Raw genomic sequence first — 24579 nt, 5'->3', positions numbered from 1 at the left:
TCATGAAAACGTATGGCAGTGAACCGGGGGCGCCGACGCCCCAGCAAGTCCAGGTCGGCATCTCGGAGTTCGTCGTCACGGACGCCGATACGACTCTCAAGTCCTACGGGCTCGGCTCGTGTCTGGCTGTCGCGCTCTACGACGACCAGGCCGAGGTCGGTGGCCTGGCACACGTGATGCTTCCGAGTGGCGACGAGGCCGGCTCCGAACCCACGAACCCGGGGAAGTTCGCCGACACCGCGATCCGCGCGCTCCTCCGACGCATGGTCGAGGAGGGAGCAACGTACACGGACGTCGAAGCCAAGATCGCCGGGGGCAGCGACATGTTCGAGTTCGAGAGCTTCGGCGAGGGCGTCGGGATCCGGAACGTCGAGGCTGCGAAGTCAGAACTCGAGAAGCTGGGCGTCCCGCTCGTCGCCGAGGACGTCGGCGGCAAGAAGGGTCGTACCGTCGAGTTCAACGCGACCACTGGCGTGCTCACCATCACCGTCGCCGACGGCGAAGTCGACGACGGAGAGGGCGCCGGAGTGACCGAACTGTGAGCGAGGTCGATTCGGACGCCGGCTTCGACGATCTGGCAACGTTCGTCGAAGACGAAATGTCGTTTGCGACGAGTCATTACAACGATAGCTACCTCAAGCGCCGGTTCACGTCTCGTATCAGGCGGACCGACACCGAGAACTTCGAGGAGTATCACGAGCTCCTCGTCGGGAATCCCGAGGAGCAACAGGCGCTTCTCGACGCGCTCTCGATCAACGTCACCGGCTTCTTCCGGAACCCCGACGTCTGGGAAGGGATCCGCGAGCGCCTCCGCGAACTGACCGAGGAGCGGTCGATCGTTCGGGCGTGGAGTGCCGCCTGTGCCGACGGTCGCGAACCGTACTCGCTGTCGATGCTTGCACACGACGACGCGAGGTGCGACCCAAAGCGAGTGCGGATCCGTGCGACGGACATCAACGACGAGTCCCTCGATCACGCGCGGAACGGAATCTACGAAAATACCCGCACGATCGACGTGGACGAGCAGCTGCAGTTTCTCTCGAACTACCACAGTTACGTCGAGCGATCGGGCGATCGGTTCCGGATGCGCCAGAACGTCCGCGCTCCGATCCGTTTCGAGAAACACGACCTCATCAACGACGAGTCGAAGTCGGAGTTCGACCTCGTCATGTGCCGGAACCTGTTCATCTACATCGACAACGAGTACAAGCAGCCGGTGCTGTCGACGATAGCGGAGTCGATGCGCTCGGGCGGCTATCTCGTCATCGGGAAGGCGGAGACGATTCCGCCAGCGCTTCAATCCGCATTCGAAGTCGTGGACAGTACCCTGCGGATCTACCAGCGCGTCTGATCCGCAACTAGAGCTCCAGCGATACGGTTCAGCCGCACTGACCGAACGATCGTCTCTCCTCGTGCCCTCATTGTCGAAGGCCATACGTCACAGCGGACCCTTCACCCAGCCGTGGAACTCGGAGTGCTCGGCTGGCCCGACGACTCGCCACGACTGACCGTCGACCATGAGCAGTTCGCGTACGCCGGGAACTTCGCTACCGGTCGGACGGGCATCGCCGTCGCCGTCGAAGACGACGTGGCGCTTCCAGAGGACGGTATCTGGGAGCCCGCCAGCGGCGAGGTGCTGGCAGCCGCGTCCTTCGACGAGGATCGAGCCGCACAGGCCGCCCTCCGAATTCGCTACGTCTCCGTTCGCGAGGATCGGAGGGGAGAGCGAATTGGTCCGACGTTGCTCGCGTTCGTCGTTGATCACGCCGTCGGCGCTGATCGCGGGTACGACCGCGTCAGAATCGGCGTCAACAACCCGATCGCGTACCAGGCCTGCTATCAAGCGGGGTTCGAATTCACCGGAGAGGAAAGCGGGATGGGCGAGCTCGTACTCGAAGCACCGGCAGGTGGGGAACGGTCACGGGAGGACTATCGGGACGGGCTGGCGCGCTTCGGCGAGCGCGACCTCCCAGAGAGACAGACAGCTGTCGTCCAGCGACACCTCGGTACTACAGTGCCGACCACTATCGACCTGGAGTAATCGTCCCCTCCGCCGATTCGCTATGACGGGGATTCAAGCCCAGTGATGGCATAGCTGGCCTCAATGGGGAACGCAGCTCTGCGAGATCTCGCCGCGATCGAGAGCGTGTCGATCGACACGCTCGCCGGTGACGTCGTCGCTATCGACGCCCACAACTGGCTGTATCGGTATCTGACGACGGTCGTCCGATTTACGCGCGATGACGCCTACACGACGCCGAACGGCGAAGAGGTAGCGAACCTCATCGGCATCTGCCAGGGCGTACCGCGGTTTCTCGAAAACGACGTTACGCCGGTGTTCGTCTTCGACGGCGCAGTCACCGAACTGAAAGACGACGAGGTCGCCCAACGCAGGGAGGAGCGCAAAAAGCGAGAGGAACAACTCGAAGAAGCCCGGGAGTCTGGCGATGCGACGGAGGTCGCGCGACTCGAGTCCCAGACCCAGCGCCTAACTGAGACGATCCAGTCCACCTCCCGTGAGCTACTACAGCGACTGGACCTTCCCGTGATCGAGGCGCCCGCTGAAGGCGAGGCCCAGTGTGCCCACATGGCGAGTATCGGCGACGTCGACGCAGCAGGAACGGAGGACTACGACGCGCTCCTGTTCGGATCGCCGATCACGTACCGCGATCTCACGAGTAGTGGGGACGTCGAACGAATGGACCTGCAGGCAACACTCGACCGACACGACATCACCTACGAGCAGCTCGTCGACGCCGGCATCCTCTGTGGGACGGACTTCAACGAGGGCGTCCACGGCATCGGGCCCAAGACCGCCATCACTGCGATCAAGGAACATGACGATCTCTACGGTGTTCTCGACGATCGCGGCGAGACCCTCCCGCACGCCGATCGCATCCGGCAACTGTTCTTCGATCCGCCGGTGACCGACGAGTACGATCTCGATCTCACGGTCGAGCCGGACGTCGAGGCAGCGCGGGAGTTGGTCGTGGACGGTTGGGGCGTCGCCGAGGACGAAGTCGACCGCGGGTTCGAGCGGATTCGAGAAGCGACCCAGCAGACCGGACTCGATCGCTGGAGCTGAGTTCGTCGCCGCGGTCACACACACACACACACACACACACACACACCTATACGTCATCGCCGCTCGCGTCGGATTCGTCAATCCGGTGCGTTTTACTCCCGGCCCGAGAATTCTCACCCATGACGGAGGATTACCGCACGGAGCGGGATAGCCTCGGCGAGATGCAGGTGCCGGCCGACGCCTACTGGGGCGCACAAACCCAGCGCGCGGTCGAGAACTTCCCGATCTCGGACCGGACGTTCGGTCGTCGGTTCGTTCGCGCACTCGGCATCGTGAAGAAGGCCGCGGCACAGGCCAACCTCGACCTCGGATTGATTCCCGAGGAGAAAGGCGAAGCCATCGTTGCCGCAGCGAACGAAGTCATCGTCGGCGATCACGACGACCAGTTCCCTGTCGACGTGTTCCAGACCGGCTCGGGGACCTCCTCGAACATGAACGCCAACGAGGTCATCGCTAACCGAGCGACGGAGATCGTCGGTGGCGAGATCGGCAGTCGGGAGGTCCACCCCAACGATCACGTCAACTTCGGTCAGTCCAGCAACGACGTGATCCCGACGGCGATGCACGTTGCCGCGCTCGAGGCGGTCGAGAAGGATCTCGTCCCGGCGCTGGTGACGCTGGAGGAGGCGCTCGCGGAGAAAGAGGAGGAGTTCGATGGCGTCGTCAAAACCGGCCGGACGCATCTCCAGGACGCCACGCCGGTCCGCCTCGGCCAGGAGTTCGGCGGCTACCGTACGCAGGTCGAGCGGGGGCTGGAACGGCTCGACACCGCCGGCGACCACCTCGAAGAGCTGGCACTCGGAGGAACGGCCGTCGGAACGGGACTCAACACCCACGAGGAGTTCGCCGAGCGTGCTGCAGAGTACATCTCCGAAGAGACCGGTCTTCCCTTCAGCGAGGCCGAGAACCACTTCGAAGCCCAGGCCGCTCACGACGCGATGGGCGCCGCCCACGGCGCACTGCGAACGATCGCCGGCTCGCTGAACAAGATGGCCAACGACCTCCGGCTGTTCGCCTCCGGACCACGCAACGGGCTGGGCGAAATCGAACAACCCGAGAACCAGCCAGGCTCTTCGATCATGCCTGGCAAGATCAACCCCGTCGTTGCCGAGTCCGTCAATCAGGTCCACAAACAGGTCGTCGGCAACGACGCCGCAGTCTCGGCGGGATCGGCCCGTGGCGAACTCGATCTCAACCTCTACAAGCCCGTGATCGCTAGCAACTTCCTCGAATCCACGCAGCTCCTGGCCAACGCCAGCGGCACCTTCGCAGAGAAGTTCGTCGCGAAACTCGAGGCCAACGAGCCACACTGCGAGTCACAGGTCGAGCAGTCGATGGCGCTCGCGACCGCGCTGAACCCCCACATCGGCTACGACAAAGCGAGCAAAGCCGCAAAACAGGCGCTTGCAGAGGACAAGACCGTCCGCGAGATCGTGGTCGAGGAGGGCTACTTGAGCGAAGCGGAGGCCGACGAGGTGCTCGATCCCGAATCGATGACTCGTCCCGGTATTCTCGGCGAAGAGTAGACCGAAAGCCACGGCTCGCCGTCTGATCCTCAGCCTTCGTTGTGTTCACCATCACTGAACCAGGCAGCCTACCCGTCGTACACAGTCCCACGACGTCGAAATTACTCTTCGAACTGCTGCCGCCAGCCAACGTGCTCGTCGATCCGTGCGAAGGCAGCCGTCGATCGCTCGTCCCCCGCAGTAGCGACGACGTCGCCGAGCTTTGCGAGGCGTTCCAGACCGTCGGCATCGTCGAAGGCCTCGACGTCGAGTCGTGAGGCCGGGACAGTCGCTTCAATGACGGCGGCACAACCCCGATTGACGGTCGGAACCACCCGATCGCGAACGCCGGATTCGACCGGACTGAGTGACCACTCGACGATCTCCGTGCCCTGATCGTCGGTTCGGCCTCCCTCGTCGACGATTATCCGGGTCCATGCGTCTGCAGAGGCAAGAATCGGGGCGTCGGTTTCGAAGACGCCGAGGGCTGCCTCGACGAAGTCCAGCGGGTCGCGCGTGAACTGAACGAACGCCTCTGCATCGGTGGGGCCTGGTTGGAGTTTTTCGTCTATTTTCGTCGGAGAGGTTTCCTTCCCGCTTGTATTGACGTCTGAGCCACTGATTGCGTCGAAATTCCGTCGCGTACGAGTCTTCCCGTAGGTCCGGGCAGTCATCGGAGTGTCCGAACCTGGCTCGACGGAATCCGTATTCGCTGCATCCGGTGTGATTCCGAGTGCCGCCTGATTCCACAGACCGTTCGGCCCCTTCGTCGCGACGATGGTCTCCGTGACGCCAGTGAGTCGCGTCGGCCAGCCGTCGACCAGCTCGCCGTCGGGGTCGATACCGGGGCTGGGTTCGTGGCTCACGCCGACACCTCTTGGCGAATCATGGCAACGAACAGCCCGCCGGCGAGGACGTCCGCGGTCGTCCCAGGGTTGATACCGCGTTCGACCAGCTCCTCGGCAAAGGTGCGGACGGATGCTCTATCATCAGGATCGATCGTAGCCGCGCGATCCCTGACCGATTCTGCCGTCGCCTGGTCGTGCTTCGTCGCGACGAGCGTGTCCGGCTCCTCGGCGAGCAACTGCAGGTGGACGCTGGCGGCGCGGTCTGGAGACGGGCCACCGCGTTCTGCGAGCCATTCGGCGGCAGTGAAGGTTCGTTCGAACTCATGGGTCCACTCGGCTGCGATTCCGTCACGGTCAACGGCCGACGCCATCACGTCTTCCAGTGTCAACCCACGTTCTCGAACTGCCGGGACAGCGTCGGCGCCGCGACGGACGTCCAGCAGTTCCATTTCGGCAGGCGGATCGTCGACGCGGACGTCGACTTGATCGAAACACCGATAGAAGGATGCCGCATCGTCGACGGTGGTCTCCTCGACGACGTCGCTCGTCGTTGCTGGCGTCAGCGTCCGATCCGAGGCGGCTGCGCGGACCAGCGGAGCCAGCAACAGGAGGGAGCCGAACTGGGTGTTGGTGCCGGCCGCGCCAGCCATCCCCGCAACCGCTGACTCCAGCCCCTCCCCGAGTGGACTCCCGAGTGCGAGCTGATCGAGTCCAGCACGTGCGCCGGTCGCGCCCGCGAGGAACTGATCGAACTGAAGGTCTGCGAGGTCACGCTCGCGGTCCACGTTGCCCGGCGTCGGCGTCGCTGCGACCTCGAAGAGGAGGGCACGCTCTGCCACTGCCGCCGGCGTGGTCATACGGCGTTCGTGGCACCGGCAAGCAATAAGGCCGATGCCACCGGCGGCAGTCGCCGTGGGCTCGTACCCGGAGCGTCCGCGCTCCCAATTTGTCGATCAGGGTGCGACGTGCTCGGCGTCGAACCACTGCTCGGTTGCCGTCCGGACTCGCTCTAGAACCGCTGGCTCTGTGCTGGGTCGCCCCACACTCACGGCGTCTGCTCCGTACTCCAGATACTCGCGGACGCTGGCTTCGTCACGGACCTCGTTGTTGGCGATCACGAACGCGTCGGTCTCGTTTACCACGTTGGCGACGATCGATTCGGTATCCATCGCGTCGACGTGGAGGACGCCGGCGCCTGCGGCATCAGCCCTCCGAGCGACGTGGGGAAGGTCGACTCCGTCGAGTTCGGCACGAACTTTGACAGAGACGGTTGCACCCGCGGCACTCGCCGCCTCGACGTACGTCACGAGACGATCCGGATCTCGGAGAAGGGTCTCACCCGTCCCCGAGGCACAGAGTTCGGGCTGGCGACAGTGGGCGTTCACCTCGAGAACGGCGCCGTAATCGGCACAGATCTCGGCCGCGCGGGCAACCGGGTCCGGCGTTGCAGCGCGGACGTTCACTGCCGGGAGTAGCGGTTCCCCCGCGAGCGAAGCGAGCTGCTCGTCGATCCAGTCGAACGGATCCGCAGGGAGGAACTCGTCGCGGTCACGCTCGACGAGCTCCCGGGCAGCTTCACGAGTCGGCTCGTCGAGTGCGATGCCACCGAGAAAGGCGGCGCCGACGTGGGGCAGCGCCCCCTTCGCCCAGTTGGCGTCGGACTGACCGCTCAGGCTCGCAGCGGCGACGCGTGGCTCGAAGGAGGGGTGTGTATCCCTTCGATCGTTTTGTATCGCTTCACTCGCGCCAGAATGGTTCATATAGGTCGGTGAGTGGCCGGTCAGACCTCGTCCAGTGCGCGCTCGACGGCCTGCACCACGCGCGCGGCGTCCTCTCGGTCGTCGATCTCTATGTCAGTCCGGACGACGGGCCGATCGAAGTTCGTGTCGTCGTCCTCGTCGACGACGAAGGCGTCCGCGAACGGATACGCCGTCGCCAGGCCTGCCGTCGACGGTTCGGCACCGACTGCCTCCATCAGTTCGGCCACCGGACCGGAGAACGCTTCCTCGCCGCGGAACGGCGACACTGCGACGACGGTCGACTCCGCGAGCGCGTCGCCAATGCCGTCCAGAGCGAGCATCGGCCCGATGCTCGTGACGGGGTTGGAGGGACCGATGACGACGTCGTCCTCGAGCGCTTCGAGCACGCCCGGCGCGGGATCCGCCGTCGAGGAGCCGCGGAACTCGACGTTCTGGACGTCGGGCTCACCGTCACGTGCTACCCAGTACTCCTGGAAGTGCATGACTTCCTCGGGCGTGTGTACGAGGCTCGCGACGGGATCGTCGCTCATCGGGAGGAGGTCCAGCGTGACGCCGAAGGCCTCACAGAGCCGCTCCGTTACCTCTGAGAGCGTGTGGCCCTCGTCGATGAGGCTCGTTCGAGTGACGTGCACCGAGCGGTCGCGGTCGCCGATCTCCATGAACTCGACGGCGCCGGAGAAGCGGCGCCAATCGGCGATCGAGCGGCCGGCCGTCTGTGCGTCGTCTTCGAGATAGCGGGGGCCCGGTTCGAGCCCCATCGCCTTCCCGATGTCGTGGAGTCCGTCGTGGGTTCGAGACGTGTCGCCGCCGATCCCCCACCAGCGGTCGCGGTTCAGGACCCCTCCACCCTGGTAGAGCAGGGTGTCGAGGTCGGGACAGACCAGCAGCCCCCCGAGCTCGATGTCGTCCCCCGTGTTCGCGATGACGGTCGTCTCCTTGGGGTCGTACGCGACGGCAGCCCCGTCCAACAGCTTCGGCGTTCCGGTCCCGCCGGAGAGGAACGTTACCATGCTCTGACCCATTGGAGCACGCCCCCTTAACGATGTTCACCGTTGCAATCCAATCAGCCAGGTCGATTGACCGAAAGTACCTGTACTGAGGACCAGCGGAATACACAGTGTTCGCAAAAGAGGGCCCTATGCATTCCCTCAGAGACCCGATCTCGACGATTGCCGTGATTCCCTCAGTATATTTATTTGAATGGGTTTGTAATTTTCCGTCGTGAATGATCCCATCGAATGGGACAGGTCGGGAACGGTAGCCCTGGCTGGTGGGACACTCCTCGGAATCGCTTACGCTATCGGTGTCACGTGGTACGCAAACAGAATGGGGTATCCGATCCTCGACGTCGGTAACCCGGTGGTAGTATTCGCGTTCTGTGTGCTGATCGTCGCCGGCATGGTCCCGGCGTTAGCGCTAATCCGAGGGCACGTCGTCACACCCGGTCTCGTCCTTGGCATTGCTACGTACACCTGGATTACGTCCGAGGGGGATCCAGGTCCGGGAGATCCCCTGGCCGGGTTCCTGTACCTGATGCCATTCTGGATCGGACTGATGGCAGTCCTTGGCGTGGGAGAACGCCGCGTTCGCACCGCGACGCTCCGTGTTTTGACTGTCGACTCAAAGTAAGTGGTTAGCCGACAGTTGCGGAAGCCAACTGTATCGGCGCCGATGGAGCGATCGATCAGCCGTCCAGCCAATCGACGAACGACCCCTCCAGCAGCGTCGCCCGCTGACGTTCGAAGTAGTCGTGCTGGGCAGTCTCGATCGCTTCCGTGAGATCTGCGCCATCTTCGGCGGCTGCGCGCGCTCTGTCACGTTTCCAGGTGGCTGGCGTTACACGGCACTCGACGCGCTCGCGGAGCGGCTGTAGGTAGGCGTCGATCTGATCGTCCGTGAGATCCTTCGCCCGCAACCCCGCTTCGGCGTGGCCGAGCAGATCGTCGTAGATCCCCTCGATACGCCGCGTCTCGTGACCGTCTTCAGTGATCCAGCAGAGATCGGCGTCCAGCCCGTCCCGCATTGCGGCGTAGAAGTTGTCGTAGGCCGTCTCCCACTCGAGTCGATCCACGGGATGATCGCTCTGGGGAAGCTCGACCATCAGTCCGGCGAACGCAGCGAGGACGGCGACGGAGTCGCGGACAGTTGGCTGGCCGGCAATTGGCCGGAATTCGATTCGGGCGTTCGCAGCGGACTTCGAGGGACCGTCGAACACGGGGCGAACCCACCGCCAGAAGCTCCCGTGTTTGTGTCTGAAGTGGGCGAACGCGTCGTCGTAGCGTCCTTTCGACTCGACGTCGGTAGGGACGAGTAGTTCGTCGTCTGCGACGCGATCGACGGCCTGTTCGGCGGACTCGATCTCGCGAGGGAACCGGACCTTGCCAGCGGTTTCACTCGGTGCGTTGAGCACAGTCTCGAAGACGGCGATGCGGTGAGCGTCCCAGCCGTCTTCGATAGCGTCCTCGATCGTCGTTCCGTCGTCGTAGCAGTCCGGCGGGACGAACGGGCTGTTCGCACAGAGCGCCAGCAGCGGCGCTGCGACGCGCAAGGCGTAGGCAAAGTAGTTGGGAAGGTCCGTCGCCTGTGGAACCTGGTAGTGGGGCTGGATGGAGGTGATGAGGCTCTCGGGCATCACCGTGTCCGCGTCGAGAGAGACGTGTGGTGCGTCGAGGACCAGCCCGACTCTCGCAGCGTCGCTGTTGGCCATCGCGTGGTAGCGAACGGCGTCGCTCATGTTCGTCGCGATGGTGACGTCCGCATCCGTCGCTGACGCCATCAGATACTCGCGTGCAGTCTCACCGTGGGGTGGGATCGTCCAGATGCCGTCGCTGACGAGGCGCATGCCCTCCGTCCGCGTGACGTCGAGTGCGGCGGCGAGTCGGCTCTGGACTTCCGCTTCCTGTGATCTGAGGCCGTACTCGTTGAGCGGCTGGGGGCTCGTGCTCATCTCCGCGTTGTGGAGGCCAAGCTCCTTCTCGAAACCGATCATCGAGAGCAGTCTGCGTGGCACCCGCATGAGATGACCGGCGTCGCTCACTGGGGAGCGTCCCTCGGCCGTATCGGATTCCGCGACGGCGTAGAACTCGTACTCGAGACCGATGCTCCCCTGCGGGTTATCGAAGACACCGTCTCCAATCGCATCCTTGAGCTTGGCGCGCTCGTGCTCGACCTCGGCGCGGAACTCCGCGTGGTCGACGTCCCTGAGCGATGCGACGTCTTCCACGAGATCCACGTCTGCCATGCCCGTCGTTCCAACGGCGACGACCTTGAAGGTGGGGAACACTGGTGCCGATCGGCGTCGACGCACGCCTGCGATTCCGCCACATCACACGGTCAGACGGTACCACGCCGATCTACGACGACCCGATTCGCTTAACAGCGATCCCCCGAAACCTCGAATCGATGGAGTTCGAGGCGTTCGCCGATCGCGCCCGCGAGATCGAGGCTACGGACGCCGACCTCGACGTCATATCGTTGACTGCGGCACTCTTCGACGCCGCTGACGACGACCTCGCGGTCGTCGCCCGGTTCGTGCAGGGGCGGGTGTTCCCCGCCTGGCAATCACGAACCCACGACATCGGTCCCAGTCGCTGCTACGCGGCACTCGCCCGCGCCGCAACGCCCGGCGTCTCCGCCGTGACCATCGAGGATCGGCTCGCAGAGCGTGGCGATATCGGTGACGTGGCCGCGAGCCTCGACCTCGGTGGTCAGACGGGGCTCGACGCGTTCGCAAGTGGTGGTGGCGACGGTTCTGGTGTTGATGGTGCCGGTGGTGGAGCACCCAGTGACGGAGCGGATGCCGCGGAGGTCACCGATGGAAGGACGGTCGCCGAAATCTTCGCCGAGTTCGATGCGATCGCGGACGCGTCCGGTTCGGGAAGCGAGGAAGCGAAAGAAGACCGCCTGTTCGCTCTATTCAGTAACAGTTCGCCAGAAGAGGCGCGCTACCTCGCTCGACTCGTGCTCGGCGAGATGCGTATCGGCGTCGGACAGGGAGCCGTCCGCGACGCGATTGCGGAAGCGTTCGACGTCCCGGTCGATGCGGTTTCTCGCGCGCTACAGGTAACCAACGACTACGGGCTCGTCGCAGAGCGTGCTCGTGAGGGTGGTGAATCCGGTCTTGCAGAGCTCGGCCTCGAGGTCGGCCGTCCAGTTCAGGCGATGCTTGCCCAGGCAGGCACCGTGACGGACGCACTGGAGGAGTGGGAGGAGGCACTCGTGGAGACGAAACTCGACGGCGCACGCGTGCAGATTCACGTGGCTGCCCCCGACGATCCAAACACCGCAACCCTGGACGGCCAGAGTGAGCGGGACGCGACGGAAGAGAACGGAACGCACCGAGCAGATTCCGGTCCGGAGCCTCGAGTCCGGCTCTTCTCAAGAAATATGGAGGAGGTGACGGATGCACTCCCCGAGATCGTCGAGTTCGTCGCAGCCCACTGCGACGGGCCGGCGATCCTCGATGGCGAGGTCGTGGCGGTCGACGAAGAAGGCGATCCGCTGCCGTTTCAGGAGATCCTACGGCGGTTCCGACGGAAACACGACGTGGCTGCTGCTCGCGAAAACGTCGCCACCGAACTGCACGTCTTCGATTGTCTGCACGTACCGCGGCGCGTCCACGAGGAACTCGGGTTCGACGCCGTACCGACCGGCGCCTCCGACGGGGGCGATTCTGCGGCGGACGCGGTGGTTTCAGACGGCACTGATCGAGACGACGATCAGGCTGGGCTAGATAGCTGGGCTGACGATCAACCGGCGGATCCAGCGCCGGACGAACACTCGAGATCCTCAGATGGCCCGGGTGTGGACCTCCTCGACGCTCCGCTGAGTGCGCGACGGACATACCTCGAAGCGGTGATGGAACCGGGCGTCGTCGACGCCATCGTCACCGACGACGCCGAGGCAATCGAGTCCCTGGAGCAGGACGCACTCGCGGCCGGTCACGAGGGGATTATGCTCAAGAATCCCGAGGCCGCGTACACGCCGGGACGCCGCGGAAAGGACTGGCGCAAGCGGAAACCCGACGTGGAGACGCTCGATCTCGTCGTCACCGGTGCCGAATGGGGCGAAGGACGACGGGCGTCGCTGCTCGGAACGTACGAACTCTGCGCGCCGACCGATGACGGCTACGCGACTGTCGGCAACGTCGCGACTGGGATCACTGACGAGGAGCTGGCCGAGCTCCACGAGCTCCTCCAGCCACACGTCCTCTCGGAAACTGGGCAGTCCGTCGAGATCGAGCCTGCAATCGTCTTCGAGGTCGGCTACGAGGAGATCCAGCGCTCGCCGACGTACGACTCGGGCTACGCACTGCGGTTTCCGCGCTTCGTCACGGTGCGAGAGGATCTGGATCCGGACGCCGCGGACACGCTGGAGCGCGTTGAACGGCTGGCTGAGGAGCAGTAACCGGACAAGAAGCCGCTACGTAGAGGAACCCGATTTCGCGTTCCCTCGTGCCGCCTCGATCGACTCGACGTAGGCCTCGGTCACGATCTCGAATATCGCCTCGCCGGCTGCCTCGCTGGCCTTCCGCGGATCACCGAGCACGCCCTTCGGAGCGATCGACGCGAACCCTTCTTCGAGGAGTCGGTCCGTTGAAATCTCTCCCTCCACCCCGACCTCGATGCGATCGTCTCTGACCAGTTCGGGATCCGTGGCGAGGATCATCGATGTCTCTGCCGCTCCGGCGTGGATCACTGGCTCGTGGTAGTCGACGCTCGCGGCCGCGAGCCCCTCGTTCAAGAGCTCCATGTGGTGATCGAGATCCGTCAGCGCGATCAGCGTCGCGTCGAGATCGTCTGCGATCGATTCGACTGCTGCATCGACCGGCTCGAAGTTCCCGCCGTGGGTCGGGACGAGGACGACGTGTTCGAACCCGTGGTGATCCAGGGACTCGCAGTAGTCCCGGACGAGCGCGGCAAGCGTTTCCTCCCGGAGCGAGATCGTTCCGGGAAATTCCATGTGGTGCTCAGAGCAGCCCGGTCGGATGCTCGGCGCGGCGAGGGCGTCGCCGAGTTCGGTTGCGATCCGACGGGCCATCTCGTCGGCGTCGATGGTGTCCATGTTCAGTGGAAGGTGGGGCCCGTGTTGTTCGATCGCGCCGATTCCCACGATCACCGTCCGCGAACCGTTTTCCAGAGCACGCTCCACGTCGGTCCAGGTATGCTCCGCTAAGGAGACTGCCTCAGAAGACGTCACAGCAATAGCTTCAGCCGCGATGGGAAAAACGTTCAGGTCACGTGCTAGCAGGACCCGTCCTGGCCTACGTCGGCTACTCGATTCCGAGTTCCTCGATCAGCGTCTGGGCCGCCGCTGCGGAAGAACCTGGACCGCGGGCAGTGATCAGATCACCGTCGACGGTGACCGAGGTATCCTGATCGAGTTCGGCGTCCCAGTGGGCGCCAGCGGCTTTTACTTCGTCCTCGACCCAGTAGGGCATCTTCCGTCCGTCTGGCATCAGGTCGTGCTCGTCCACGATACCCTCCTCCCACTCGTTGGGGAACCCTGTGACGGAGCGCCCGGCGACGAGGAAGCCGCCGTCGGCCTCGCGGGTGAACGCGAGGAGGCCCACGGCGTGACAGACGACGAGTGCCTTCCCGTCGGAGCCAGCAACCCCCGTTCGGAGCAGTTCGCGGGCGTGTTTGTCCTGATTGACGTCCCATTCAGTGCCGTGGCCGCCGGGGAAGACGACTGCGTCGTAATCGTCGGCGTCGACCGTCGCGACCTTGACGGGATTCTGGAGGCGCTCGTCGGATCGGGCGACCTCTGTGACGTGTTCGGCCTGCTCCTCGCCGACGTTCTCCGGATCGACGGACCGTTCGTCGGGCTCCGGTGCGGCCCCTGTCGGTGTTGCGACCGTCACCTCGACGCCGGCGTCGGTGAGCGTTTCCAGGGGTTCGACGCACTCCTCGCCCCAGTAGCCGTGCTCGCTGACGACGAACAGAGCGGATGTCATCGTCTGAACTACGGCTCGCTCCCGAAAAACGCTGGTGCTACCCCACAGCTACGCGAGATTTTTACTGAACTGACTGGGGTCCTACCGGACGACCGGTCGACCGTGCGGGGCGAACGCAGGACATTTCCCCGGCCGGGGCAGATCGCGATGTATGCGAATCCAGGACCGGTATCACGTCGAGGGCGGTGCCGAGCGGATCACCCTCGTTCCGGACAGCCTGGACGACCTCTGGCACCTCCAGTACGTCGTCGAGCCGGGCGACCGGGTCGCTGGCGACACCCACCGGCGGATCACTCGCGACGACGAGGAGCTCCGGGACACCGGTGGCGAGCGCGAGCATCTCTGGGTCGAGATCGCCGTCGACACCGTCGAGTTCCACAAGTTCGCCAACCGCCTGCGCATCGGCGGCGAGATCGCGGACTGCTCCCGGGAGGACCAGCTCGGACTCCACCACACGCTCAACGTCGAGGTCCACGACGAGATCGAGATCGAGAAACATTTCGCTGCGGATCAGATCGAGCGCATCGAAGAAGCCGAGGCTGCCACCGACCAGCCCGACGTCGCCATCGCGACCGTCGAGGAGGGCGAAGCCGCGGTCTACACCGTCGAGGCGTACGGCACCGAAGAACGCGCGACGATCACCTCGACCACGGGAAAGGGTGAGTTCGCGCGCGATCGCGACGAGTTGTTCGACGAACTGGCGACCGTGCTCGGACGGATGGACGCCGATGCGATCGTTCTCGCTGGACCGGGGTTCACCAAGCAGGACGCACTCAAATACGTCGAGAACAACGATGCCGAGCTCGCCGAGCGCATCCGAACGGTCGACACGAGCGCCGGTGGCGACCGGGGCGTTCACGAGGTTCTCAAACGCGGCGCAGTCGACGAGCTCCGGGAGGAGACCCGCATCGCGGAGGAGGCAGCGCTCATCGACGAACTAACCGCACGTATCGGGAGTGACGAGCCAGTCTCATACGGACCCGATTCGGTCGCGGAGGCGACGGAGTTCGGCGCCGTCGAAACACTGCTCGTACTCGACGACCGGTTGCGCATAGAGCGGGCCGGTGAGGGCGAGTGGTCGATCGACGCGGATCACGTCGTCGAACGTGTCGAGCAACAGGGCGGCGACGTCGTCGTCTTCTCCGGCGAGTTCGATCCAGGCCAGCAGCTCGCCAACCTCGGAGGCATCGCCGCGCTGCTCCGGTATCGGATCGACTAACGGGCGCGTCCATACTCGCCCTGTTCTCTGTTTGGAGTCCTTGCAGTGCGTCCAGCGTGCTATCGTTGATCGATCGTCACGGAGAGTCCGTCCTGAGCCATGCGCGCGTCGACGTCGTATGAAGCGGTCAGGGAATCGAGCATCGCCTTTTCGTGCCCGTCCGCGTGGGGATACCGGTGCGTGAGATAGAGCCGACCGATATCGGCGTCGGCCGTTGCGAGCGTCTCTCCGAGCTGTGACGGCGTCGGATGGTTGGAGACGTCGATGCCATCGGGAAACGAGCAGTCGTGAGCGACGACCGCCGTCCCATCGAGGAAGGTTGCGAGCTCCTCGATGGCTTCCGAATCCCCACTGAACGCGAATCGGTCGTCGAACCGATACGCCAGACAGGGCATCGAGTGCTGGGTCCACTGCGCCTCGACGTCGAATCCCGCGACAGTCGTCGATCCCGGGCCGATCTCCCGGACGGTGAGCTCGATCTCGTCGTCCATCTGCTCGTGAGCCTCGAAGAGGTCGTCGAGCAGCGACTCGGTACCCTCCGGACCGACGACGGTGAGGTGCTCCTCCCCAGCGAGGTATCGCGCGTTGCAGAGTGGGAGGAGATCCGAAATGTGATCCAGATGATGGTGAGTCAACAACACCGTGTCGATCGCTTCGTAGCCTGGGCCGTGGCTCTGGAGCCGATGGATGACGCCGCTCCCACAGTCGACGAGAACTCGGTTGCCAGCGTCCTCGACGACGATTCCCGCCTGGTACCGGTCGCCCGTGGGCATCGCACTCCCAGTTCCCAGAAACGTGACGCGCATACTGGGCTCGATGCGACGGGACGGTTTCAACCCGGCGACGAGACCTCAGTCGTCTGCCGGAGGCGTCGAGCCGCCCTCGACGATTGGAACCGTAACGTGGATCCGACTCGCAGCATCGTCGTCGATCCGGAGTTGCCCACCAGCGGCCCGGACGGCCCAGCGAGCGATCCAGGGCGAGATCCCTGTGGCATGCCGAAGTTTCGTCTCGTCCAGTCCTTCCAGAGCCGCCCGCTGTTGCTCACAGAGTTGGCCGTCGGTCTCGAGGGTGACAGTCACGCACTCGTTCGATACCTGTGGATCGAGGCGGATGTACGTCGCGTCGCCGTGGTCCGACAGCGTTCGACAGAGCTCTTCGACGGCGACCCCAGTACGGCGATCGACGGATACCGTCGGAACGGTCCCAGCGATCTGGAACTCCCCGGAAAGGGACGCCGAGATTGATCGTCTGACGCGGGTCGTCGCGTTCCCGAGTTTCGTCGCGGTTGCCGTCTCGGTCACGGACTGCATCCGTCCTGCAGACGTTGCAACACCCCGGAGATCAGATGCAGCCTCGACGATCATGGCCGCCTGCTCACGGGACCGCGGATCGTCGGACGATTCGGCGATGGTTTCGGCGTAGCCGAGCAACACGGTTAGATCGTTTCGAAGGTCGTGGCGGAGGACGCGTCGTAGGACGGAAAGCTGCTGATCGCGCACTCGCCGGGCCGTGACGTCTCGAAACTGAAGATAGGCGGCGACGTCGGCCCCCGGAGCGGGAATGCCACGAACCGAAAACTGGCGGTGGCCGGCGGGCGTCCGTTTGGTCGTGACGGTCTGGGTCGAAACGCCGCCGATGGCTGTCCCTGCGACCTCGCGCTCGGTATCGGAGAGGCGCGTCTGGCGACCGAAAGATCCCTGCTCGGTGTCTGAGACGCATCGGCCGTCGAACTGCTCGAGATACGCCCGGTTGACGACCTCGATCCTGGGTGTTTCGGCACTCCGAACCGCGGCAAGGGGTTGCGGGGCGTGCTCGAACAGCGCTGCCGAACCTCCGATCGACGGCCCAGGGCGAACCGTAGCCTGTTCGTTGCTACTTGCGTCGCTCACTGAGCGTCACCCGCTGTAAACTGATGAATCGATCGCGCCGTATCGTGTACGAAAAACGTGACGTTGCCCGGGCTGGGTGGGACCCGGGGGCAGTCACCTGCGTCGGCAACGTCTTCTGTGGTTGGATCCGGCATCGTGGGGGAGAGGGGTGGGCGCGGCCAGTTCGCCGGCCCGATCACGACTTTGGCCCGGAGGTTAATAAGATTACCGTTGGCAATTTCCTCTGGAGTAGGGGCCGGTTACTCCAATCAGATCCACGATATTGGGGTCCGCTGTGCCACACCTTGGGATGCGAAAACCGCAAGTAGAGACGCCGGAGGCAGTCGCCGTGGCGAAGGCAAGGATATTTACTCACTCGACGCGTATTAGACTCCAATTGTGCGACTGAGGCAACCAACTGACTTCCTGGTGCTGGAAGCGCTCCACTCCTACGGCAGGAACGTCGCTCCGAACGTAGCAGAGATCACAGGCAAGAGTCGGAAAAATGTCAACAATCGCCTTCCCGTGCTCGACGACTACGGTCTCGTCCGCAAGATCGGGCCTGCGGATCGGTCAGGGCTCTACGAGATCACCGAGCGGGGTCGCGTCACTCTACAGCTCCGAGACCAGTACGATGCTGCAGACGATTTTGACGCACTCGTCGATCGACGCGCCGACTCACAGAGCGCGAGTGCAGCGACGGCGGAAGCGGCGGTCCGCGGTGGCGACGGCGACGAAGCCACTGACGAAGACTGATCTATCGCCCCTCACGTATCAGCAGTTTTCAGTAGGACTCGTTCCTCAACCGCAGGTGTCGGCTCACTCGTCGCCGAGACTCGAGAACAGTTCCGAGGCCGTGAGGTCGGCCGCATCCTGCGGAACGTCGTCGCGCTCCTCGCCCTGGGGCGATCCCTCCTCGACGCTTTCGACGAGATCCGCGACGTTGGCCTCGCGGCCTGCGTCGGCATTCTCCCCCGTTTCAGGCTCGGTATCGGCGATGTCACGTTTTAGTTCGTCGAACAGATCGTCCATCGGATCGTCGGCATCAGTCGCCGCCGCGGCCCCGCCGTCGATCGCGAGTGTGCCGCCACCGGCGTTGCTAGTCGCTTCCGGATCCGGATCTTCTGGTTCGAGTGAGACGTCGGAGAGGTCGCCGAAAACGGACTGCACCTGATCGTCGCTCGCTTCGACGTCTTCGCCTGCGGCCGCTGCTGTGGTGCCAGAGCCAGCATCGTCGCCTTCGACGGAGTCGAGAATCGACTCCGGCGAGTCATCGACGTCGAAACCGAGATCGGCGTCGGTGGGTTCGAGGTCGTCGAGTGACTCCGTCGCCGGCACGTCGAGAGAGATGTCGGACTCGTCCGCCTCGTCGGACTCGTCGCTCGGATCGTACCAGGACGGAACTGGTGGTTGCTCGTTTGCGAAGGCCGGAGGCTGGTCGGCCGCGAGTATCGGCGCGCCGAAGATCCGCAGCCGGTCGCCGTACCGCTTTTCGAGCGCCGCAAGCTGGTCGACGCTCATCATCGCGAACCGCCAGCGGCCGCGTGGAGCGACGAGACGAACGATTCGGAGCCCTGCAGGTGCGAGTAGCTGCTCTTCGACGTGGTGGAGCAGCGCAGGGTAGTTGTCCGAGCCCAGCTCACTGTCGGGGTAGTCGAATCTGGTCCAGAACTCGGTCCCCTGGGCGTCGGTCAGCCGGACGACGAACTTGCCCTCGGCGAGGGTATCGGCCCACTTCGAGGGCTGAATCGTGATCGAACAGCCGTAGGGCGCGAGCAGTTCGTCGAGGTGAACTTCGGGAGCGTGGTTCCAGTATTCGGCGGGTGCGTCGATGCCTCGTGCCGACGCGGCGATGGCGTCGCCGAGCTGATCGTGAAGCTCGGCGTTTTCGGTGCCCGGTAACACGTCTGTCAGATACGCATCTAGCGAACGTTCCGGTCGCTCGCGGTCTCCGTGGGCGTCGGCGATGGCCGACTCGGTCAGCCCAATTCCACGGAGAACGGCAACGTACTCCTCGATGCGTTCGGATGACGACCGCTCGGGCATATGCTCTATGTGTTGAGCAGTCGGGCCGGACGAATATAACTTTTGACCACCATACTGTTCGATAGAAGCCGAACATGATTGGCGGCCGACGCTCGCGGCCTCCAGTGTCCTCGAAACGCAGATAGAGGAACGAACGTTGCAAACGATGAGAGTGAAAGCAAAACGTGACCGGTGGAGCGGGGCCACTTTTAATCTAGCAACTATGGCTGCAACCCCAGCTGACGGCCGAAGCTCAGGTATCGGATGCCATACAAAACGTGTGCTGGTCGTCTCTGGACTATGGCCCTTCGATTCGATCAGACGACCGATCCGTTCGAACTGCTCGGTGATATCGTTGTGACCGATCCGCTTGCCGCACCGATATTGCTCGTCGGAGTACTCCTGTTGACCGTCACCGTCGGCGTCGTTGGGTTCCTGACGATCGGTGCCCTGCTGGAGTCCATCGCGACGCCACTGGACTGAATCTGGTTCTACTCATGCTGTTTCACTTCCAGACTGAGAAGCGACCGCAAAAGAGCTACTGCATCGCCCGTTCGACGGCGTCCGCGGCGAGATCGATCGCGTTCTCAAGATCGGGACCAAGCGGGGAGCCAACGACGACCCCGTCGACTACCTCGACGATGGCTTCGAGCCGGTCGGCGACGTCTTCGGGCGTTCCAGCGACCGACAGCGCGTCGATCATAGCCGGTGAAACGGCGTCGAACGCGCGTTCGAAGTCCCCGCGTTCGAGTGCTGCGCCGATCCGGTCCGCCCGATCCGTCTCCAGGCCGTGGCGATCGAGCACTGGTTGCTCTGCCCCGGCCGCGATGAACGCGACCGGTCGCCGGGCGAGCTCGCGGGCAGCGGTTCCGTCCCGAGCGATCGAGACGCTCGCGTACGCCAGCATCTCGGGATCGACGTCGTCCTGTCGCTGGGATTTTCCTTCCTCGACGCGGTCACGAGCCCACGACAGATCCTCCGGGTGTGCGGCGTTCACGAGGAGCCCGTCGCCGTATTTTGCCCCCATGCGAAGCATGTCGGGCCCCTGTGCGGCGACGTAGGCCGGGAGCGGCTCGACGTCGTACTCCAGACCGGCGTCGGCGGCCTCGAACGTTCCGTTCACGCTCACGCGCTCGCCGTTCCAGAGGTCTCTGGCGACCTGCACGGTCTCGAGGACCCGGCGAAGTGGTCGCTCGCGGTCGATCCCCAGCGAGTTCAGCGCGGACGCGTCGCCAGGTCCGATACCGAAAATGGCACGGCCCGCACTCGACTCCTGTAGCGTCGCCATCCGCGATGCGAGCGCGACGGGATGCGTGTCGTAGGGGTTCGCCCCAGCAGTTCCCACGCCGATCGTGTCGGTCGCGGTGGCAATCCGGGCCAGCGCAGTGAACGGGTCGCGGTTGAAGTAGTGGTTCGCGACGAATACCGAGTCGAACCCAGCGTCCTCGGCGTGGCTCGCCAGTTCTGCGACCCGCTCGATCGGATGCTCCGGCGTCAGTTCGATGCCGGCTGGGCCTGCAGTTGTGTGCGTCACGTAGAACCCCCCTCGAAACTCCAGTCCCGCAAGGCATCCCGAACGAGGTCGTCGTCCACGTCTCGAAAGAGGTTCTCGCTGCCGTCGTGAGCGCCGAACTCGAAGTCTCGGACCACGACGATCGGAATGCCATCGTCGCCCTCCCCGGTGATCAGATTCGCCGTTCCAGCGAGCTCGTCGACGATCGATTCGTTGGTTACTTCGAGTTCGTGTCCATCCCGATCGGTCTCGCCGCGCCAGTCGCGCGTGGCGGAAATGCCATCGTAGCCGATCGCGACGCCGGTCTGGCCGTGTCGGAAACAGCGACCACAGGTGTCAGTCACCACGACGCCCACGTCGGCGTCGAGGTTCGAGCGGATGCGCGCAGCGCTTGCACTAGGGGCCTCTGGAAGGAGTAGCAGGTCGTCGTCGGGGACGTTCGATCGATCGATACCGGCGTTGGGCGCCACGTGGCCGAACGTCGTTGCCGCGAGGATGAAAGGCGCCTCGAGGACGAGTTCGTCGCTCTCTTCGATGACGGCCTGTGCGAAGCGTGGGTCCTTCTCCTCGCCCGAAATCGCTTCGAGCCGGTCTGCGATCGATCGCGCCCGCTCGCTCGCGGGAAAGGCGGAGAGGTCGAACGCACGATCCTCCGCCTTGGAGACGATCGTGCTCGCGACGCAGACGACGTCGTCGTCGCGGAGCGTCGTACGCTCCTCGATCAGCGCCGCGACGTCGTCTCCGGGGCGGACCTCCGGTAGCCCCTCTATCCCGATCGCGTTCATACCAGCGGGGTCGGCGCCGGACGTGAAAAGGTATCCGCTACCGGTGACGGCTCTACGAGAGCTGCGAGCAAAGACGCAACCCCTACGACCAGGACGTGTCGGGGGCTTTTTGTCTGGCCCAGACACTGGTCGCATTCGATGGCAGCGGTGGCGACGGAGTGGGAACGGGCGGTCCTCTCGCTTCTCGACGATGAGTACGCCAGGCGGATTCTGGTGGCGATCAGCGGTGAGGCCAAATCCGCCGGCGAGCTCGCGGACATCTGCGACGCGTCCGAACCCACGATCTACCGTCGCCTCGACCGACTCGGAGAACACGATCTGGTCGAGGCTCAGCAGGCGCTCGATCCCGACGGCCACCACTACAAGACCTATCTCGCCAGCGTCGAGCGCGTCAGCGTAGAGATCGACGGCGACGGCGTCGTAATCGAGATCGTCGAACGGGAACGCGATCCAGCCGATCGGTTCACCGAACTCTACGAGGGGCTCCGATGATGGGGAACGAAATCGCGTCCTCGGTCACGCCCGTGGCTGGAGGAAGTGCGGCCATTCCCCTCCAGGCGACACAGGCCGAAGGCGGCTCCGCGCTGCTGGTGGGGCTCGTACTCGTAACCTTCGTCGTCGCTGCAGTACTTTCGATCGGGATCGCCTATCGGCTCTACGTTGGCTATCGTGGGTCGGGCGACCGATCGATGCTCGCGATCGCCGTTGGACTTCTGCTCGTGACGACGGTACCGACGGTGATCCGCATCGCCATACCGACGATGGTCGGTGACGCCACGCGGCTCCGTATCCTCGCTGCGACCTCCTCGGAACTCGCCGGGTTGTTGGCTATCGTCGTGGCTGTCAGAACGCCGGCACGGACGCGTCGACGTGTCAGACGAGAGCGAGCGACGATCCTCCCGCTCGTGATCGCTACAACAGTCATCACGATAGATCACCTGGTGTGGATCGCGTACAGTGTCACACCGCTGGTCGGGAGCTACGTGACGTGGCTGGCCTACAGGGGGTACCGCCGAAACGACAGTGCACCGATGGCGTTTCTCGCGATGGGGATCTTGTTCCTGACTGTAGTTCCGACGATTGCGGCGTTCGGTATCGGGCCGGTACTCGGTGCAAGCGACGCCGGATCGCTGCTCGCAGCCTCGCTCTCACAGGTTGGCGGACTCCTGTCAGTCTACTACTCGCTCACGCGTGCGTGAGATTGACCAAAACGTTTGATGTCCCGATAGCGTCTGCTTTCCCGCCCTTTGCTGTGTGATCTATCCGAACTCTACACGCCGTGTGCACGCAACAAATCGCACGAGGCGAGGCTGTACTCGGCACGTTTTTCATATCGTTCGTCGAATCGAATATCGATGGCCGCTGTGACGTCTCGGATGATCAGCACGCTCAGATGGTTCTTCGGAGTGGCGATCCAAGGGCGAACGTACCGACGGCTCCTCTTTCTCGCCCTCGCCTTCCCGCTGGGAATCGTCTATTTTGTTGTACTCCTGATGATGTACACTCTGGGGATCGCGCTCGCGATAGTCCTCGTCGGGATCCCGATACTGGTTGTGGCAATCGGTGCGACCGTGGGGTTTCTTGCGCTCGAACGGGTTCTTGCGAAACGTTTGCTCGACGTCGAGTTCGACCGGTCGATGCAACCGGAGCTCGACTCTGCCCACGAAGTGATCCACTCGCTGGTGGTGACTCGCCGCACGCTCCTCGGGTTCGTGTATCTGCCGAGCAAGTTCTTCGTCGGGATCGGTGCGTTCGTCCTCCTCTGGTGCACCGTGGGAGTGAGTATGGCGTTACTACTCACGCCGTTGTACTACGGCGGTGCATCTGTCGGCATCCACCTGCCAGAGACGATGCACCTGTCGGCGGATCTGGTCGTCGGCTGGGGCACTCGTGAGATCGAACTCGTGGTTCCGATTACTATCGGGAGTTGGATGGCCAACTCGCTGCTCGACGCGCTCGGCATATCGGTGATCGGACTTGTCATGCTCGTTATTTCGCTCCACCTGACGAATCTTGCGGGCTGGATCCTCGGACTGTACAGCAACGTGATGCTCCGGTAACGGGGCGTCCAGATCCGGTGCGTTCATTGTCCGTTTCGACGAGATGCGCGCATGGACGGGGAAGCGCCTGCGGGAGAGAAAACAGCGAACGGAGACGAGGAGGATCGGGACGAGCACGGCTGGTTCGAGGCGGAAGTCTGCATCGTTGGCGCCGGGCCAGCCGGACTCACAGCAGCGATCTACACTGCCCGTGCTGGGCTGGATACGATCGTCGTCGACGGCGGCCCGTCGATTCTCGAACGAAACGCACATCTCGAAAACGTCCCCGGATTTCCGGGCGGCGTCGACGCGCGTCGGTTCCTTCGCGGGACCGAACGGCAAGCGGTAGATGCGGGGGCTCGCGTCGTGGACGCTCACGTCGAGGGAGTGACGCAAGACGGTGACCAGCTGGTGGCGACAACAGCCGATCTGTCGATTGCCGCGAATCGACTCGTCGTAGCCTCGTGGTCGGACTGTTCGTATCTCTATCCACTCGACGTCGCCACCAAGCAGCGCGGGACCAAGACGTTCCTGGAGACCGACGGGGATGGCCGAACCTCGGCCGACGACGTCTACGCTGCTGGCAGGATCGCTGGCATACCCCACCAGACCGTGGTCGCCGCCGGCCACGCTGCCGAAGTTGCTATGACAGTTCTCTACGACGCAGACGTTCCGTTCTATCACGACTGGGTGACTCCGGAGGGGTATTTCACCGATCGTGGTCGGGACGTTCCGCCGGGCTGTGAGGAGATCGACGCCGAAACGCGCCGCGAGCGTGAGTCCGTGAGTCGAGAGCGACAGAGAGCTCTCCTCGAGGAGCCACCAGACGAACCACGAACTCACCCGAGTCTGGGCGACGAGACCGACCCCGAAGAGTGAGATTGGGGGGTAGTGAGTACGTGATCTTGTGAGTGAGGGATAGAGAGATTTACCTACACGCCGACATCGGCGCCATCCGGTACCGACCGTAACGG

The 24579-nt window shown here is 63.9% G+C and carries 25 protein-coding genes and 2 pseudogenes; 15 read left to right on the top strand and 12 right to left on the bottom strand.

The genetic code is table 11. From position 1 onward, the window contains the following. The first annotated feature begins 2 nt into the window (after positions 1–2). From MXF70_RS11290 to MXF70_RS11270, 5 genes are all read left to right on the top strand, one after another. The gene (locus MXF70_RS11290) at positions 3–542 is read left to right on the top strand and encodes a chemotaxis protein CheD (protein ID WP_248515737.1); all 540 of its coding nucleotides are present in this window, start codon (positions 3–5) and stop codon (positions 540–542) included. Further along, a complete protein-coding gene (locus tag MXF70_RS11285) occupies positions 539–1351 on the top strand; it encodes a CheR family methyltransferase (RefSeq protein ID WP_259370352.1) in 813 nt (270 codons plus the stop codon). Before MXF70_RS11290 ends, MXF70_RS11285 begins: the two co-directional genes overlap by 4 nt. A 111-nt stretch (positions 1352–1462) precedes the next feature. Continuing rightward, the gene (locus MXF70_RS11280) at positions 1463–2041 is read left to right on the top strand and encodes a GNAT family N-acetyltransferase (RefSeq protein WP_248515736.1); all 579 of its coding nucleotides are present in this window, start codon (positions 1463–1465) and stop codon (positions 2039–2041) included. 63 nt (positions 2042–2104) lie between these two features. Further along, on the top strand, positions 2105–3085 hold the full coding sequence (gene fen / locus MXF70_RS11275) for a flap endonuclease-1 (RefSeq protein ID WP_248515735.1): 981 nt from the start codon (positions 2105–2107) through the stop codon (positions 3083–3085). Between the two features lie 119 nt (positions 3086–3204). Then, positions 3205–4611 carry a class II fumarate hydratase gene (locus MXF70_RS11270; RefSeq protein WP_248515734.1) on the top strand — a complete coding sequence of 469 codons (1407 nt, stop codon included), beginning with the start codon at positions 3205–3207 and terminating at the stop codon, positions 4609–4611. 101 nt (positions 4612–4712) lie between these two features. Here MXF70_RS11270 and MXF70_RS11265 read toward each other — a convergent pair whose 3' ends face one another. The 4 genes from MXF70_RS11265 to cofD all read right to left on the bottom strand — a co-directional run bounded on the left by MXF70_RS11265 (position 4713) and on the right by cofD (position 8208). Further along, entirely contained in the window at positions 4713–5456 is a 744-nt protein-coding gene (locus tag MXF70_RS11265) for a DUF447 family spectrin-like domain-containing protein (RefSeq protein WP_248515733.1), read from the bottom strand. Beyond that, positions 5453–6295 carry a triphosphoribosyl-dephospho-CoA synthase gene (locus MXF70_RS11260; protein ID WP_248515732.1) on the bottom strand — a complete coding sequence of 281 codons (843 nt, stop codon included), beginning with the start codon at positions 6293–6295 and terminating at the stop codon, positions 5453–5455. Before MXF70_RS11260 ends, MXF70_RS11265 begins: the two co-directional genes overlap by 4 nt. A gap of 96 nt (positions 6296–6391) precedes the next feature. After that, on the bottom strand, positions 6392–7198 hold the full coding sequence (locus tag MXF70_RS11255) for a tRNA-dihydrouridine synthase (RefSeq protein WP_248515731.1): 807 nt from the start codon (positions 7196–7198) through the stop codon (positions 6392–6394). Between the two features lie 20 nt (positions 7199–7218). Continuing rightward, positions 7219–8208, bottom strand: coding sequence for a 2-phospho-L-lactate transferase (gene cofD, locus MXF70_RS11250; protein WP_248515730.1), 990 nt, complete (start codon positions 8206–8208; stop codon positions 7219–7221). Positions 8209–8419: 211 nt separating this feature from the next. Here cofD and MXF70_RS11245 point away from each other — a divergent pair, with 211 nt between their 5' ends. Beyond that, positions 8420–8827 carry a hypothetical protein gene (locus MXF70_RS11245; RefSeq protein ID WP_248515729.1) on the top strand — a complete coding sequence of 136 codons (408 nt, stop codon included), beginning with the start codon at positions 8420–8422 and terminating at the stop codon, positions 8825–8827. Positions 8828–8882: 55 nt separating this feature from the next. Here the strand turns inward: MXF70_RS11245 and MXF70_RS11240 are convergent, their stop codons facing one another. Continuing rightward, positions 8883–10439, bottom strand: a complete 1557-nt coding sequence (locus tag MXF70_RS11240) for a glutamate-cysteine ligase family protein (RefSeq protein ID WP_248515728.1) — start codon at positions 10437–10439, stop codon at positions 8883–8885. A gap of 161 nt (positions 10440–10600) precedes the next feature. Here MXF70_RS11240 and MXF70_RS15435 point away from each other — a divergent pair. Next, positions 10601–11869: pseudogene (locus tag MXF70_RS15435) on the top strand (ATP-dependent DNA ligase); the annotation flags it as partial. Positions 11870–12004: 135 nt separating this feature from the next. Further along, positions 12005–12604 (top strand): annotated as a pseudogene (locus tag MXF70_RS15430) (ATP dependent DNA ligase); the annotation flags it as partial. Between the two features lie 15 nt (positions 12605–12619). Here MXF70_RS15430 and MXF70_RS11230 read toward each other — a convergent pair. Together MXF70_RS11230 and MXF70_RS11225 are read right to left on the bottom strand one after the other, a co-directional pair. Further along, complete coding sequence (locus tag MXF70_RS11230; RefSeq protein ID WP_248515727.1) at positions 12620–13396, bottom strand: creatininase family protein; 777 nt, start codon at positions 13394–13396, stop codon at positions 12620–12622. Between the two features lie 73 nt (positions 13397–13469). Continuing rightward, the gene (locus MXF70_RS11225) at positions 13470–14153 is read right to left on the bottom strand and encodes a type 1 glutamine amidotransferase domain-containing protein (RefSeq protein ID WP_248515726.1); all 684 of its coding nucleotides are present in this window, start codon (positions 14151–14153) and stop codon (positions 13470–13472) included. Between the two features lie 151 nt (positions 14154–14304). Between MXF70_RS11225 and MXF70_RS11220 the strand changes: the two genes are divergently transcribed. Then, positions 14305–15372: an mRNA surveillance protein pelota gene (locus MXF70_RS11220; RefSeq protein WP_248515725.1), complete on the top strand. Its 1068-nt coding sequence runs from the start codon at positions 14305–14307 to the stop codon at positions 15370–15372. A 59-nt stretch (positions 15373–15431) separates the two neighbouring features. On the opposite strand, the gene MXF70_RS11215 is transcribed toward MXF70_RS11220, so the two are convergent. After that, positions 15432–16178, bottom strand: coding sequence for an MBL fold metallo-hydrolase (locus MXF70_RS11215; protein WP_248515724.1), 747 nt, complete (start codon positions 16176–16178; stop codon positions 15432–15434). A gap of 45 nt (positions 16179–16223) precedes the next feature. Then, positions 16224–17264, bottom strand: a complete 1041-nt coding sequence (locus MXF70_RS11210) for an ATP-binding protein (RefSeq protein ID WP_248515723.1) — start codon at positions 17262–17264, stop codon at positions 16224–16226. A 378-nt stretch (positions 17265–17642) separates the two neighbouring features. Here MXF70_RS11210 and MXF70_RS11205 point away from each other — a divergent pair, with 378 nt between their 5' ends. Then, entirely contained in the window at positions 17643–17999 is a 357-nt protein-coding gene (locus MXF70_RS11205) for a helix-turn-helix domain-containing protein (RefSeq protein WP_248515722.1), read from the top strand. Positions 18000–18062: 63 nt separating this feature from the next. Here MXF70_RS11205 and MXF70_RS11200 read toward each other — a convergent pair whose 3' ends face one another. Continuing rightward, positions 18063–19289, bottom strand: a complete 1227-nt coding sequence (locus MXF70_RS11200; protein WP_248515721.1) for a hypothetical protein — start codon at positions 19287–19289, stop codon at positions 18063–18065. A 279-nt stretch (positions 19290–19568) separates the two neighbouring features. Here MXF70_RS11200 and MXF70_RS11195 point away from each other — a divergent pair, with 279 nt between their 5' ends. Further along, entirely contained in the window at positions 19569–19751 is a 183-nt protein-coding gene (locus tag MXF70_RS11195; protein ID WP_248515720.1) for a DUF8024 family protein, read from the top strand. Between the two features lie 55 nt (positions 19752–19806). Here MXF70_RS11195 and MXF70_RS11190 read toward each other — a convergent pair whose 3' ends face one another. After that, positions 19807–20802, bottom strand: coding sequence for a 5,10-methylenetetrahydromethanopterin reductase (locus tag MXF70_RS11190; protein WP_248515719.1), 996 nt, complete (start codon positions 20800–20802; stop codon positions 19807–19809). Then, positions 20799–21566, bottom strand: a complete 768-nt coding sequence (locus MXF70_RS11185; RefSeq protein WP_248515718.1) for a coenzyme F420-0:L-glutamate ligase — start codon at positions 21564–21566, stop codon at positions 20799–20801. Before MXF70_RS11185 ends, MXF70_RS11190 begins: the two co-directional genes overlap by 4 nt. A 138-nt stretch (positions 21567–21704) precedes the next feature. Between MXF70_RS11185 and MXF70_RS11180 the strand changes: the two genes are divergently transcribed. The 4 genes from MXF70_RS11180 (at position 21705) to MXF70_RS11165 (ending at position 24484) form a co-directional block, all read left to right on the top strand. Further along, positions 21705–22058 (top strand): ArsR/SmtB family transcription factor, encoded by a 354-nt coding sequence (locus MXF70_RS11180; RefSeq protein ID WP_248515717.1) that lies wholly within the window; start codon positions 21705–21707, stop codon positions 22056–22058. After that, on the top strand, positions 22055–22765 hold the full coding sequence (locus tag MXF70_RS11175) for a DUF7521 family protein (RefSeq protein ID WP_248515716.1): 711 nt from the start codon (positions 22055–22057) through the stop codon (positions 22763–22765). Before MXF70_RS11180 ends, MXF70_RS11175 begins: the two co-directional genes overlap by 4 nt. Before the next feature lie 156 nt (positions 22766–22921). Beyond that, a complete protein-coding gene (locus tag MXF70_RS11170; RefSeq protein WP_248515715.1) occupies positions 22922–23626 on the top strand; it encodes a sensor domain-containing protein in 705 nt (234 codons plus the stop codon). Positions 23627–23677: 51 nt separating this feature from the next. After that, the gene (locus MXF70_RS11165; RefSeq protein ID WP_248515714.1) at positions 23678–24484 is read left to right on the top strand and encodes an NAD(P)/FAD-dependent oxidoreductase; all 807 of its coding nucleotides are present in this window, start codon (positions 23678–23680) and stop codon (positions 24482–24484) included. The last annotated feature ends 95 nt before the right edge of the window (positions 24485–24579 follow it).

Origin of the sequence: Salinarchaeum laminariae (genome assembly GCF_023204835.1) — an archaeon.
Classification (GTDB): Archaea; Halobacteriota; Halobacteria; order Halobacteriales; family Salinarchaeaceae; genus Salinarchaeum; species Salinarchaeum laminariae.
The sequence above is the reverse complement of the archived record's forward strand: the minus strand, read 5'-3'. Positions and strand labels throughout refer to the sequence as shown.

Excerpts from the sequence above, each read along its gene's own strand:
- MXF70_RS11215 (WP_248515724.1), bottom strand. The coding sequence starts at position 16,178 with ATGCGCGTCACGTTTCTGGGAACTGGGAGTGCGATGCCCACGGGCGAC.
- MXF70_RS11225 (WP_248515726.1), bottom strand. The coding sequence starts at position 14,153 with ATGACATCCGCTCTGTTCGTCGTCAGCGAGCACGGCTACTGGGGCGAG.
- MXF70_RS11175 (WP_248515716.1), top strand. The coding sequence starts at position 22,055 with ATGATGGGGAACGAAATCGCGTCCTCGGTCACGCCCGTGGCTGGAGGA.
- MXF70_RS11290 (WP_248515737.1), top strand. The coding sequence starts at position 3 with ATGAAAACGTATGGCAGTGAACCGGGGGCGCCGACGCCCCAGCAAGTC.
- MXF70_RS11270 (WP_248515734.1), top strand. The coding sequence starts at position 3,205 with ATGACGGAGGATTACCGCACGGAGCGGGATAGCCTCGGCGAGATGCAG.
- MXF70_RS11220 (WP_248515725.1), top strand. The coding sequence starts at position 14,305 with ATGCGAATCCAGGACCGGTATCACGTCGAGGGCGGTGCCGAGCGGATC.
- MXF70_RS11260 (WP_248515732.1), bottom strand. The coding sequence starts at position 6,295 with ATGACCACGCCGGCGGCAGTGGCAGAGCGTGCCCTCCTCTTCGAGGTC.
- MXF70_RS11165 (WP_248515714.1), top strand. The coding sequence starts at position 23,678 with ATGGACGGGGAAGCGCCTGCGGGAGAGAAAACAGCGAACGGAGACGAG.
- fen (WP_248515735.1), top strand. The coding sequence starts at position 2,105 with ATGGGGAACGCAGCTCTGCGAGATCTCGCCGCGATCGAGAGCGTGTCG.
- cofD (WP_248515730.1), bottom strand. The coding sequence starts at position 8,208 with ATGGTAACGTTCCTCTCCGGCGGGACCGGAACGCCGAAGCTGTTGGAC.
- MXF70_RS11195 (WP_248515720.1), top strand. The coding sequence starts at position 19,569 with ATGGCCCTTCGATTCGATCAGACGACCGATCCGTTCGAACTGCTCGGT.
- MXF70_RS11200 (WP_248515721.1), bottom strand. The coding sequence starts at position 19,289 with ATGCCCGAGCGGTCGTCATCCGAACGCATCGAGGAGTACGTTGCCGTT.
- MXF70_RS11255 (WP_248515731.1), bottom strand. The coding sequence starts at position 7,198 with ATGAACCATTCTGGCGCGAGTGAAGCGATACAAAACGATCGAAGGGAT.
- MXF70_RS11180 (WP_248515717.1), top strand. The coding sequence starts at position 21,705 with ATGGCAGCGGTGGCGACGGAGTGGGAACGGGCGGTCCTCTCGCTTCTC.
- MXF70_RS11185 (WP_248515718.1), bottom strand. The coding sequence starts at position 21,566 with ATGAACGCGATCGGGATAGAGGGGCTACCGGAGGTCCGCCCCGGAGAC.
- MXF70_RS11240 (WP_248515728.1), bottom strand. The coding sequence starts at position 10,439 with ATGGCAGACGTGGATCTCGTGGAAGACGTCGCATCGCTCAGGGACGTC.
- MXF70_RS11170 (WP_248515715.1), top strand. The coding sequence starts at position 22,922 with ATGGCCGCTGTGACGTCTCGGATGATCAGCACGCTCAGATGGTTCTTC.